Source organism: Nocardia sp. NBC_00565, from assembly GCF_036345915.1.
Classification (GTDB): domain Bacteria; phylum Actinomycetota; class Actinomycetes; order Mycobacteriales; family Mycobacteriaceae; genus Nocardia.
This window is the reverse complement of sequence record NZ_CP107785.1, coordinates 888,615-900,866: the sequence shown is the minus strand read 5'-3', so window position 1 is coordinate 900,866 and position 12,252 is coordinate 888,615. Positions and strand designations below refer to the sequence as shown.

General features: G+C 66.7%; 9 protein-coding genes. 4 read left to right on the top strand and 5 right to left on the bottom strand.

What is annotated here, in order from left to right; all coding sequences use genetic code 11:
* Positions 1-75: 75 nt before the first annotated feature.
* The 3 genes from OG874_RS04470 (at position 76) to OG874_RS04460 (ending at position 2,035) form a co-directional block, all read left to right on the top strand.
* Positions 76-408 (top strand): ArsR/SmtB family transcription factor, encoded by a 333-nt coding sequence (locus OG874_RS04470; protein ID WP_330253859.1) that lies wholly within the window; start codon positions 76-78, stop codon positions 406-408.
* 96 nt (positions 409-504) lie between these two features.
* Positions 505-1,683: a winged helix DNA-binding domain-containing protein gene (locus OG874_RS04465; RefSeq protein WP_330253858.1), complete on the top strand. Its 1,179-nt coding sequence runs from the start codon at positions 505-507 to the stop codon at positions 1,681-1,683.
* 22 nt (positions 1,684-1,705) lie between these two features.
* Positions 1,706-2,035 carry a hypothetical protein gene (locus tag OG874_RS04460; protein WP_330253857.1) on the top strand — a complete coding sequence of 110 codons (330 nt, stop codon included), beginning with the start codon at positions 1,706-1,708 and terminating at the stop codon, positions 2,033-2,035.
* Between the two features lie 64 nt (positions 2,036-2,099).
* Here OG874_RS04460 and nadC read toward each other — a convergent pair whose 3' ends face one another.
* From nadC to nadA, 3 genes are all read right to left on the bottom strand, one after another.
* Positions 2,100-2,960 carry a carboxylating nicotinate-nucleotide diphosphorylase gene (nadC, locus tag OG874_RS04455; RefSeq protein ID WP_330253856.1) on the bottom strand — a complete coding sequence of 287 codons (861 nt, stop codon included), beginning with the start codon at positions 2,958-2,960 and terminating at the stop codon, positions 2,100-2,102.
* A gap of 108 nt (positions 2,961-3,068) precedes the next feature.
* A complete protein-coding gene (locus OG874_RS04450) occupies positions 3,069-4,829 on the bottom strand; it encodes an L-aspartate oxidase (protein WP_330253855.1) in 1,761 nt (586 codons plus the stop codon).
* A 209-nt stretch (positions 4,830-5,038) separates the two neighbouring features.
* The gene (nadA, locus tag OG874_RS04445) at positions 5,039-6,082 is read right to left on the bottom strand and encodes a quinolinate synthase NadA (protein WP_330253854.1); all 1,044 of its coding nucleotides are present in this window, start codon (positions 6,080-6,082) and stop codon (positions 5,039-5,041) included.
* 93 nt (positions 6,083-6,175) lie between these two features.
* Here nadA and OG874_RS04440 point away from each other — a divergent pair, with 93 nt between their 5' ends.
* The gene (locus OG874_RS04440) at positions 6,176-6,934 is read left to right on the top strand and encodes an NUDIX hydrolase (protein WP_330253853.1); all 759 of its coding nucleotides are present in this window, start codon (positions 6,176-6,178) and stop codon (positions 6,932-6,934) included.
* Between the two features lie 150 nt (positions 6,935-7,084).
* On the opposite strand, the gene OG874_RS04435 is transcribed toward OG874_RS04440, so the two are convergent.
* On the bottom strand, positions 7,085-7,252 hold the full coding sequence (locus OG874_RS04435; protein ID WP_330253852.1) for a hypothetical protein: 168 nt from the start codon (positions 7,250-7,252) through the stop codon (positions 7,085-7,087).
* Between the two features lie 892 nt (positions 7,253-8,144).
* A complete protein-coding gene (locus OG874_RS04430) occupies positions 8,145-12,185 on the bottom strand; it encodes an nSTAND1 domain-containing NTPase (protein WP_330253851.1) in 4,041 nt (1,346 codons plus the stop codon).
* Positions 12,186-12,252: the final 67 nt, after the last annotated feature.

Below are 12,252 nucleotides of genomic sequence, written 5' to 3'. Positions count from 1 at the left end.
GTACGACAAGAGTCGAACTTAGCATCTAGTACGATAGAAGTCGTACTAGGAATTCGCGATCCTTCAGGAGACCCGATGCCCGCGACCGAGACCGCCGCGACGACGCTGCCCGAGCCCGCGCGTGCCGACCTGCGGCTGGAGCAGGTGCTCGGGGTGCTCAGCGATCCGCTGCGGCTGAGCATGGTGCGAAAATTACTGCTCGAATCCCCGGATACCGATCGCTCCTGCGGCTGGTTCGGTATCGATCGGCCGAAATCGACGCTGACCCACCACTTTCGGGTGCTGCGCGAGGCCGGTGTGACACGCCAGCGGCAGTACGGGCTGGAGCGGCGCAGCCGGGTGCGGATCGAGGATCTCGACGCACGCTTTCCTGGTCTGCTCGACCTGGTTCGCGCCTGGCGGCCCTAGGCGTTTCGGGGGCACGCGCATCTGCGCGCTCGTCACCTCGGCCGACGGCACCATCGATCCGGCCGAACGGATGCGGGTGGCCGCTAGTATTCGCCTATGCGTTCGATTGATGTGGCGGAGCGGCGAGCACGGCTGGGGGTGCGGCATCGGCTCGCGGCTGCTGGTCGCACCGATGATGTGGCCGAGATCGTCCGGTCGCTCGTAGTGCTGCATGCGACCGATCCGGCGACGGTGTTCCTTTCGGTCGGCGCGCGCAGTCATACCGTCGATCCGACGCACGTCGAGAAGGCGCTCTATGACGATCGCGCGCTGTTGCGCCTGCTGGCGATGCGGCGCACCATGTTCGTCGCGCCGGTCGAATTGCTTCCCGTGCTGCAGGCCTCGTGCGCGAACGCGTTGGCGGACAAGCAGCGTCGCACCTACAGCAAGTTCATCGAGAAGGCGGGTGTGGTCGACGGCGATGTGCGCGCCTGGCTCGCGGACGTCGAAGACGAGACCCATCAGGCGCTGTTGGCCCGAGGCGCGGCGACCGGTGCACAGCTGAGCAAGGATGTGCCCCGGTTGCGCACCCAGGTGGATCCCGCTCCTGACAAGGCGTATTCGCGCCCCACCAGCATCACCACGTGGGTACTCGTCATTCTCGGCGTCGAGGGCCGTATCGTGCGTGGCCGCCCCAACGGCAGCTGGGCCAGCAGCCAATACACCTGGTCGCCGATGGAATCCTGGCTGCCGCAAGGTGTTGCGATCATCCCAGCCGACGAAGCCCGCGCCGAACTCGTCCGGCAATGGCTCTACACCTTCGGCCCCGCCCCCATCACCGATATCAAATGGTGGACCGGCTGGACCCTCGGCGAAGTCCGCAAGGCCCTCGCCCAACTCGACGTGGTCGAGGTCGATCTCGACGGCGGCACCAGCCTGCTCCTCGCCGATGACCAGGAACCCGTCGTCGCACCCGAGCCGTGGGCCGCCCTGCTCCCCGCCCTCGACCCCACCCCGATGGGCTGGCAATCCCGCGACTGGTACTTGGGCCCGCACGCCCCGACCCTGTTCGACCGCAACGGAAACGTCGGCCCCACCATCTGGTGGAACGGCCGCATCGTCGGCGGCTGGGCCCAACGCAAAGACGGCGAAATCGCCTACCGCATACTGGAAGACGTCGGCTCGGATGCCGAAACCCACATCGCCGCCGAAGCCACCCGCACCGCCGAATGGTTCGGCGAAGTCCGCGCCATCCCCCGTTTCCGCACCCCCCTCGAACGCGAACTCACCACCTGATCGGCGCGGAGCAGATACCGAGATGAAGATCCACTGCCGATGCGGCGCAACGATTCACGATGGTAGCGACAGTCTGCCGAATAAAGCGCACCTGATCCCTGATTCGAACAGGTTCGACCTGTGGGACCAGTTGGATGCCCTGATCGACGCCGTGGCCGATCACACGGTGGGCCGCGAGGACGCCTATAACCTGGCTCGCCAGTTGTTTCGCGTGCAGCGGCCGATCTGGCAGTGCGCCGAGTGCGGCAGGCTGCACCTCGACGACCGCCACGACCGCCGGAAGCTGCACACCTTCCGGCCGGAAGACGGCACTGTTGTCACCGACGCTCTCGCCGCTGCACCGCGCCACTAGGAGAAGCCGAACGGCGGTTGCGGCCTCCGTGCTGGTGACCGCCGACGTGCTGACGGTGTGGTTCCTACATGTCGAGGCCGAGGTCTAGGACTCGTACCGAGTGGGTCAGGGCGCCGACGGCCAAATAGTCGACGCCGGTTCGGGCGTAGTCGGCGGCTTTGTCGAGGGTGAGGCCGCCGGAGGATTCGAGTTTGGTGTCGGGGGCCGTGTTGTTGCGGCGTTGGACGGCGGCTTGGGTTTGCCAGAGCGGGAAGTTGTCGAGCAGGACCAGTTCGACGTTTTCGGCCAAGACGGCGTCCAATTGTTCGAGGCTGTCGACTTCGACCTCGCAGGCGATGTCGGGGGCCAGGTCGCGAACGGCACGCAGGGCGGCGACGACCGAACCGGCGGCGACCACATGGTTGTCCTTGATCAGGGCGGCGTCGCCGAGGCCCATGCGGTGGTTGACGCCGCCGCCGACGCGGACCGCGTACTTCTGCAGGGCGCGCAGGCCCGGCAGGGTTTTGCGGCTGTCACGGATGCGGCAGTCGGTGCCGGCCACCGCGTCGACCCAGGCCGCGGTGGCGGTGGCGATGCCGGAGAGGTGACAGACCAGGTTGAGCATGGTGCGTTCGGCGGTGAGCAGGCCGCGGGTGGGCGCGACCAGACCGAGCACGCTCTGTCCTGGCTCGACCCGGGTGCCGTCGGCGACTCGGTCGGTGATTTCGTAGTTGCCCGCGCCGATCACCTCGTCGAGAACGAGCAGTCCGACGTCGAGCCCGGCGACGGTGCCCGGCTGGCGCGAGGCAACCGATGCCTTGACCGCCGCGGCGGCGGAAACCGTTGCGGCCGTTGTGATATCGGGGCCATAGCGCAGATCTTCAGCCAGCGCGGTGCGAATCAGCGCCAGCACCTCGTCACGATCCAGGCCGGTATCCAGACCCATCAGTGCACTCCTCGTCCTACTGCCCGCATCGTTCGCGAGCGATTCTCGAATCGCCAGGTCATCGTGTCGCCTGGCCTCGGTATGCCGCCGGAACACTCCACCCGGGTTTCATGAGGCGCTCGGGATGGCGTCTTGGGTCCAGTCACCGAGGTCGAGGCCGTCGGGGGCGGGAACGGGATGACCTTCTGGGCCCAGACGTACTGCGCGGCTGTGGCGTTGGTGCTCGTCGGGGGTCGGGTGATCGGAGCGGGTGTGGGAGCCGCGGCTTTCGGTACGGGCCGCTGCCGAAAGCAGGAGCACCTGGGCGGTGAGGGTGAGCGCGGCATCCTCGAATGCGGTGATGCGTTGTGCCGCAGCCATACTGTTCGAGTCCCCGGCGCCGTGCAACGCTCCGGCGCGGTTCTCCGGTCCGGTCCCATTCGGTGCTACAGCAGAGACATCGCTGTCCGCCGCGCCCGTGATTCCGGCGATTCGATGTGCCGCACCGGTCAACTCGGCACGCAAGCGGGTTGCGGCACTGTGCGACACCGCATCTCGCAACCGCACCGCCGCCTCCGCGAGCCCGGCCGCATCGCGAACTACCGAGGCGTGCAACGTCATCGACTGCTGCACGAGGGCTCGTGCCGCGCGCGGCACGGTGTGGAAGGACACCTCCGTCACATGTGCGTCCTCACCGAGTCGTTCGGCCGCGGCCACACCCGCCCGCTCGCCGACCACGAGCCCCTCGAGCAAGCTGTTGGAGGCCAGGCGGTTGGCACCGTGCAATCCGGTGCGCGCCACCTCGCCCGCCGCGTACAGACCGGGCACCGCGGTGCGGCCGTGCGTATCGGTGACGATCCCGCCGCATTGGTAATGCGCGGCGGGCGCCACCGGGATGAGATCGGTATGCGGATCGATGCCCGCGGCCAGGCATGATGCGGTGATCGTCGGAAAGCGTTGCGGGAAGCCGTCGATCGCGCGGGCGTCGAGGTAGACGTGATCGGCGCCCAGCGCGCGCATCCGTTCGGCGATGGCGCGCGACACCACGTCACGGGGTGCCAGATCGCCGCGCGGATGCACACCGGCCGTCACCGAATTCCCCTCGGAATCCACCAGTATCGCGCCCTCGCCGCGCACGGCCTCGCTGATCAACGGCCTACGGCCGAGCCCACCCGGGGTGTAGAGCACCGTCGGATGGAATTGCACGAATTCGAGATCGGCCACCGTCGCCCCGGCCCACAGGGCCAGCGCGATGCCATCGGCGGTCGCCCCCGGCGGGTTCGTGCTCAACGCGTACAGCTGACCGAGCCCGCCGGTGGCCAGCAGCACCGCCGGTGCGTGCACGACCCCGAATCCGTTCTCCGACACCGCGATCACGCCCTGCACGCCGTTGCGTCCGGTGACGATCTCCAGTGCGGCGGCGCCGAACAGGACCGGCAACCCGGCCGCGTTCAGCGCCCGCTGCACCTCCGCGCCGGTGGCATCGCCCCCGGCATGGATGATCCGTCGCGTGCTGTGCCCACCTTCGCGGGTGCGCGAGATCTGGCCGTCCCGGGCGAGATCGAAGACCGCGCCCAGATCGGTCAGCGCGGCGACGGCGTCCTGACCGCCCTCCACGATCGATCGCACCGCTGCCTCATCGCACAGCCCGGCACCGGCCGCCACGGTGTCGCGCATATGTGATTCCACCGAATCTTCATGTGGCGCAACGACGGCGATACCGCCTTGGGCGTACTGGGTCGCGGTGTCCGTCGGCCCGCCCTTGCTGAGGATCAGCACCCGCAACCCGCGCAGCGACGCCGTGCGTGCCGCGGTCAACCCGGCGACGCCGCCGCCGACCACCACCAGATCGGCGCCGGCTTCCCAGTCGATCCGCGGCGCGGCGCTCATGCCTCCACCTCGCTGGCGCTCGGCTCCGCCATGACCACCAAGGCGGCTGTGCCGATTGTTCGCTCGCTACGCTCGCTCATGCCTCCACCTCGCCGGCGCTCGGCTCCGCCATGACCACCAAGGCGGCGCTACCGGCCGCCCCGGCGGTCATTCCGCACCGCCACTCCGGACGAGTGCGCATATCGCACTCCGATCGCACCCGTGCGCGTTCATTCGCCACCGCCCGGGTTGCCGATTTCGATCATCCGCTGTACCGAATTACGGGCCAGCGCCGCGGTTTCCAGGTCGACGTGCACCTCATCGGTGTTCTCGACGAGCGAGCGGAGCAGCGCCGCCGGGGTGATCATCTTCATGTACTTGCAGGACGCGCGGTCGTTGACGGCCTGGAAGTCGATGCCGGGGGCGGCCTTTCGCAGCTGGTGCAGCATGCCGACCTCGGTGGCGACCAGCACCTGGCTCGACTTCGCGGCCCGCGCGGCGTCGATCATGCCGCCGGTGGACAGGATGTGCACTCGGTCAGCCGGGAACGAGCCCGCACCCGCGAGGTACAACGCCGAAGTGGCGCAACCACATTCGGGATGCACGAACAGTTCGGCGTCCGGATGGGTGCGGGCCTGCTCGGTCAGCTCATCGCCGTTGATCCCGGCGTGCACATGGCACTCGCCCGCCCAGATGTGGATGTTCTCGCGGCCGGTGATGCGCTTGACGTGCGCACCGAGGAACTGGTCCGGCAGGAACAGCACCTCACGATCGGGATCGATGGAGGCGACCACGTCGACGGCGTTCGACGAGGTGCAGCAGATATCGGTGAGTGCCTTCACCGCGGCCGTGGTGTTCACGTACGAGACGACCACCGCATTCGGGAATTCGGCCTTCCAGGCCCACAATTCGTCGGCGGTGATGGAATCGGCCAGCGAACAACCCGCCCGCCGATCCGGAATGAGCACCGTCTTCTCGGGGCTGAGGATCTTGGCCGTCTCGGCCATGAAATGCACGCCACAGAACACGATGGTGTCCTCGGGGGCCTCGGCCGCGATGCGGGACAGCGCCAGCGAGTCACCGACGTGATCGGCCACGTCCTGGATCTCGGGCAACTGATAGTTGTGCGCGAGAATCGTCGCGTTGCGCTCCCTGGCGAGCCGCTTGATCTCGGCCACCCACTCCGGTGTGGCCTCGACTCCGGCGAATCCGGTCGGACCGTCGAATACCTGCCCCATCAGCGGGGGCGCCAGCTTCGCACCCATCGTCGCCATGATGGCTCCTCTCCTCGTGCGTCCGACCCTTGTGCCTATTCACATGGCAGCCGGATTCGCACCAAACCAGGTTTTCGACTTACAATCGAAAACGTGCCCCATAGTAACACCATCCACGAAACGCTCACCGCGGTGTTCCAGGTTCGGCGCTTTCCCGACGACATCACCGCAGGTAGCAGCCCAGCGCACGGCATCGACGTGCCGATTCGGCCCTGCTCGCCCGGTCAGCGGAGCGAACTCGCCGTGCTGCTGTGGGAGCGTGCCCTCGACCCACAGAAGGACACCTGGTCGCTCCCCGGCGGCCGCCTGCGCGATGACGAGGATCTCAATGTCTCGGCCCGCCGCCAGCTCGCGGAGAAGGTCGATGTGCGCGAGCTGGCACATCTGGAACAGCTGTCGGTGTTCAGCAATCCGGATCGAGTGCCCGCGCCGCGCCGGATCGCCTCGGCCTATCTGGGCCTGGTGCCCCTGACCGCGGACCCGCGGCTGCCCTCGGATACCGCATGGCATCCGGTCTCGCAGCTACCGCGCATGTCGTTCGATCACGGCACGGTCGTCGAACACGCGCGCACCCGGCTGGCGGCGAAGCTCTCCTACACCAATATCGCCTTCGCGCTGGCCCCCGAGCGGTTCACGATGTCCACACTGCGCGAAATCTATTGCGCAGCCCTGGGTTACGAGGTCGATACGACGAACCTGCAGCGAGTCCTCACCCGCCGCAAGGTGATCACCCCGACCGGTGCGACCGCCTCCCCCGGCCGGGCGGGTGGGCGGCCCGCGGCCGTCTATCGGTTCACCGACTCCGTGCTCCGCGTCACTGACGAATTCGCCGCACTGCGCCCACCCACCTGACCCTATCGATCGCCTCCCCGCGATCGACCCCCCGCTTCGGCGATCGACCCCCGAACCAATCGCCCGAAATGGACTGGTGCCGTGGCCACTGCCGTAGGGGCCACGGCGCCCGAGCGTGCCCCGATCGGCGACGACCGGGGCACTCCCCTTCTACTCGGGCAGTCCACCGGGCACACCCAGATGCCCGGAGCACAGGATCCAGACGACCCAGTTGGACGGGAAACGAGTCTCGTGCGACGACCCGTCCGGCACTTGGACGACCGCCGGATCACCGGTCGCCGCGGTCGCGAGCGATGTGCCCGCGACCAGTCCACCCACCAGAACCATCCCAACCACTAGCGATTTCCAGAACATTGCCGTCCCTCCCTGATCGGCTGAAGTCCCTCGGTGCTGTGCAGCGGCGAAATCGACTGTCCACCTCCACTGTTCGATCGATCGAACCGACTTCGACGTTAGGGATCGGTGCGCCGCTACGGAACGGCCGTGCGTTCAGAGTCGCGAAATATGGCTGGTCACAGTCGGATACGAGTTATCCGGACCGGAAACGGCGGCAGGTAGGCAGGCCGTTTCGGCATTCCGGACCGGCCAGAAATGTGGTCCGGAGTCCAGTGATCAGCGTGTGGCAGAGCACTATCCGACTTGGTTCGCGCGGACGAGTTGCTCAGCGGATGCGGTGAGAAGAGGTCGGGTGCGGTCGCAGGACGGCGAGCTGCCGACCAACCTGAACGGCCCTCTCGGTGGCCAGCTCGACCACCGACACGAGCCGAATCCGCATACCGACCATGGCTTCAACCCGCTCGACCGCCACTGCATCTGGGCTGTGCACCAACCGCTTGTCCAACGGGGCAGCACAGAAAACCCCGTCTCCGTATGCCGCACATACGAAAACGGGGTCAACGACCAGCACTACCGGATCGGCCTCAATCCCCCACCCGACCCTTATGTTTCACTTTCCGTCGATACTGCCGCTTACTGGGAACAGGCTGCGCGGCACTGGACCGCCGCAGCGCATTCCGCCGCCGCCACGCCGCCAAATCCGGCCGCTCCGGTACAGACGGAATCAACACCGCCTGCCCATGCCTGGTCAACATATCCTCGCTCATCGCCACCTCCTTCCCACTCTCGGCTCAACGTGCGCGTCAACGGTATCCACGCGCCTGCACACGCGGCCAGTGATTTTCCGCGGGTACGAATGCCACCGCACCCCGAACTATTCGCACGGCCGCCAATATGGGAGCCCGGGCAGATGTTCCTGCCACAACTGCGGATTCATCATCGAACCGGTCACTGCGCAGATGCGGTCTTCTGCTTGCTTCGGATCCAAATCCCACACCCGGATCTGTGTGCCGAGACCGGTCCCGACCAGATACCGGCCGCCCGGATGGACCGCGATGTGCCACCGCCTCGACGACTCGGTCGCCGCGATGGGATGCGACAACGCCATCGGCCGCCGCGGGTCGGTGAAGTCCCACATCCGCACTGTCGAGTCGTCGAGCCCACCGGATACGAGCCGATCCCCAGTCGGGTCGAATGCGAGAGTTCCGATCACCGAGGTGTGTCCGACCAACGGTGCACCAACCTGCACCGGGTCCGCCGGATCTTCGACGTCCCAGACCCGGATCGACTGGTCGTCGCCGGTGCTGACGAGCGTGTGCCCATCGGGACGGAACGCGATGCGCTCCCGAGACTCGGACGGCCCGATCTCTTTCTGGCTCAGCAACTTCGGGGCATCCGGGTGGCGGAAGTCCCAGAGCATCAACGATCGGTCGTGACCCGCGGTCGCGAGCAACCCTCCATCCGAGCTGAATTTTGCGTCATTGACGTAGTCGTTGTTCAACGGAACACGTCGACCCAACTTGACCGGCTGTCGCGGATCCGACATATCCCAGACCTGCAAATGGCCTGCGTCCGAGTCTATTTGCGCGGTCACCAGATATTTGCTCTCCGAACTGAAGGCGGCCGCGGTGATGATCTGGGTATCCTCGGGCACAATGTCGGACAATGGCCGCACGGCGGTGGGATCCGCGATGTCGTACACGGTCGCCGTCTTGCGATCGTGATGGACGATCAGCAAACGACCATCCGGACTAATCGTCAGATTCGTGACGTAGCCCTCGGTTTCGAAGGTAGCTAGCCGCCGCAACGCCCGTGGATCACCCACCTGCCAGATCTCCACGGCGTAGCCGGTCGTGCCGATGGCCATGACGTCACCTTTCGCGTCGAGCACCGGACGGCTCGTCCACGGCCGCATACTCCGGATCTCTACCTCGGGCAACGACCACAATCGGACCGTGCCGTCCTGCCCACCGGTCGCCAAGGCTTGTCCATTGGGCGCGAACGCAGCTGTCGTGACCATCCCCTTGACTCCGGCCAAAGGTGGGAAGGGCGTAGTCGGATGCTCCTGATCATCCAGGTTCCACATGTTCAGCTGTCCGCCGGAGATGGCGTTCACCATGAATCTGCCATCTCCGCTGAACGCCATAGCTCTGTCTCTGGACTGCTGTCCGGGCAGCGGTGTTCCGATGGCTCGCAAGGAGTTCCGGTTGCGCACGTCCCAGAGCTGCAGGGATGAATTCGCGGTGGTGGCCGCCGCAACGGTGTTGCCATCCGGACCGAACGCTACCGAGAGCCCCGAACCGGCCAATCGACCCAGTGATCGCTCCGGTCCCGGCTGAGCGACGTCCCACAACCGCGTCTCGAAGTCGGCGCCGATGGTAGCCACCAACGCCAGGTCTCGGCTGAAGACGATGGATTGCCAGTCCGCAAATAACTTTCTCGGAAGCACCGATTTGATCGGCCGCGGCTCCATTGCGTTCGCCACATCCCAGAAGGTGACACCACGGTTCGCATCCGAAGCCGCCAGCACCGGCTGATCTGCGCCGAAGGCGACCACACCCGGATAGCTGCCGGGGATCAGTGCACCGATCGGCTTGGGCTGTTCCGGATCACGGACATCCCATAGCCGGGTGCCTTCAACGGTCCCCGCGGCCAACAGTGAACCGTCGGAACTGAACGCGACCGAGTTGAAGGGCGCAAAGAAGGATTCAGTGAGTACGCTGCCCAATGCCGTCGGACGGTGGTAGTCCGCGACCTTCCACAGGCGAACAGTGTTGTCGGATCCCGCGGAGGCGAGCACCTGCCCATCCGGGCGGAATGCAACGGCATTCACGTTCCCGACGTGCCCTGGCAGCGGTGTGGCCATCGGCAGGTTCTGAGTGTTCAGCAAGCGCGTCTGTACCTGCGGGTCGCCGGGGCGCAGTCGATCGGCGACCACGACCAACTGGGCAGCCAACGAAGGGTCCGTCCCTTCGAGTCGGTCGGCCTCGGCCAAGACGGCGGCGAAGATCGCATTGTCGCGCTGTTGTTTTGCGGTATTGCTCTGTACAAAAGCCACACCCGCGAGCACCAGCGCGATGACCCCGAGTAAAGCCAGGACCACGATCCTGGCCGACGACCGCCGCTGAGTTCGACGCTGAGCCGCCCGCGACGCGGCCAGGAACTCTTCGGCGACCACGCCGATAGCTCCTTTGTCGGCATGCTCCTGCATGGTGATCAGGCGAGCACCGCGGTACAACCGGGATGCATCCCGACCGCGGATCGCCCAATCCGACGCATCCGCCTGCAGCCGTTGGCGTTCCAAGTATCCGACGCGGTCCTCGTCGATCCAGGTGCGCAGGCGGGGCCAGGCGTCGAGGACGATTTCGTGGGTGAGGTAGGCGGATTCGGCGTCCAGGGTGATCAATCTGGTGCGGGCCAAGACTTCTAGGGCGGCTTCGGCGGCATCCACTGTCTGTTGGATCAGTTCGGCGCGGGTGACTTTGCGGCGGGTGTCGCGGGAGTCGTCGCCGACGGCTACCAGGCCGAGAAGGACTCGCTTGCCGATGCTCTGTTGGAAGTCGGTCAGTTCGCCCCATGCCTTTTCGGCGGTCGCGGCCACGGAACCGATGACTCCGCCCGCTTCGCGATAGCCGTCGATGGTGAGGCGGGTGCCATCGCGGCGCTGCCAGACGGCCGCCATCACGTGCGATACCAAGGGCAGTGCACCGGGATCGTAGGCTCGGCGGGCGCCGCCGAGCCCGCACAATTCGCTGATGACGAGTTCTTCCAGGCCGGATTCCAGTTTGTAGCCCGCCAATTCGGCGGGGCGGGTGATGGCTTCGGCGAGTTCGTCCAGGCGCATCGGGCCCAGGAGGTAGCTGCGGTGTTTGAGGGCGTCCTCCAGGACGGGGATGTCGAGGCAGCGAGCGTAGAAGTCCGCGCGAACGGCGATGACGACGGCGGCCGGTTCGCGCTCGCCGCGGATCGCGAGGTGTTCGAGGGTGGCGAGGAAGATCGCGCGCTCTACTTCGTTGCGGCACAGCGTGAACAGTTCCTCGAACTGGTCGATGATGAGGAGTCGACGCCTGCCCCCACCCCATTCCGCGAGCGCCGAGTCCACGGATTCCGCAGCGCCGCCGGTCTTCTCGGAACTAGATCCTCCGCGGCTGAGCCCAGCCGCAGACCCGGCGCTGTCCCCCGGCGCGGCGCTGCGGTCCGCAGGTTCGGTTGCCTCCGTTGATACAGATCCTGATTCGGCGGGCTCCGTGTCGGCCCCGGCGTGGACGGCGGCCAGCAAGGCCTCGACAGGCGCACTGCCCGGAGTCATGGTTGCGACTGCCCAGTCCTCGACCGGATCCGCAAGCACCGGAAGTAAACCTGCTGCCAGCAGGGAGGATTTGCCCGCACCGGAGGCGCCGACCAGCATCACCACACCGCCGTGCCCCTCGGGGCCCACTGTGGCGCCGACCAATTCGGCTAGTTCCGCGGTCGGCCTGGTCCGACCGAAGAACAACTCGGCGTCGTCACGGCGATAGGAAGTCAGCCCGAGATATGGGCACTCGATCGGATCAGCGGAGGCCGGATCCCACGCATTCGAAGCCGCCCACAATCGTTGCCACTCTTGCACATCCAGCAGCGCGGGCGGCACCGGCGCACTCGACTTGCGCGCCTCGTCTACCAGTGTGAGCAGCACGGGCAGCAGGGATTCGAATCGCGCGGGGACATTGCGCCCGGCCTTCCAGTCGCTGATGCGCTGTACCGATGCGCCGCCCTTCTGCCCCGGCCCGCGCGCCGCCCGCATCCGGGCCTCGGCAGCGGCCGCCACCCGACGCAACGTCGGACTGCTCGCGGCCTCGAAGAGCGCGGCGAACTGTTGCGCGAAAACGGCTCTCGGCGACGGTCGCAGCCGCGGTTCCCGGTGACCCGAATCCATCTGTCCTCCTGCACTTTCCGATGGCGGGAGCGACACCCCCGGCGTGCAACGAGATTAGGACGGGGTC

What these genes read in the sequence shown, in the direction of transcription:
- nadC (WP_330253856.1), bottom strand. Translation starts at nt 2,960, where the DNA reads ATGGGTCTGGATACCGGCCTGGATCGTGACGAGGTGCTGGCGCTGATT.
- OG874_RS04430 (WP_330253851.1), bottom strand. Translation starts at nt 12,185, where the DNA reads ATGGATTCGGGTCACCGGGAACCGCGGCTGCGACCGTCGCCGAGAGCC.
- OG874_RS04465 (WP_330253858.1), top strand. Translation starts at nt 505, where the DNA reads ATGCGTTCGATTGATGTGGCGGAGCGGCGAGCACGGCTGGGGGTGCGG.
- nadA (WP_330253854.1), bottom strand. Translation starts at nt 6,082, where the DNA reads ATGGCGACGATGGGTGCGAAGCTGGCGCCCCCGCTGATGGGGCAGGTA.
- OG874_RS04450 (WP_330253855.1), bottom strand. Translation starts at nt 4,829, where the DNA reads ATGAGCGCCGCGCCGCGGATCGACTGGGAAGCCGGCGCCGATCTGGTG.
- OG874_RS04470 (WP_330253859.1), top strand. Translation starts at nt 76, where the DNA reads ATGCCCGCGACCGAGACCGCCGCGACGACGCTGCCCGAGCCCGCGCGT.
- OG874_RS04460 (WP_330253857.1), top strand. Translation starts at nt 1,706, where the DNA reads ATGAAGATCCACTGCCGATGCGGCGCAACGATTCACGATGGTAGCGAC.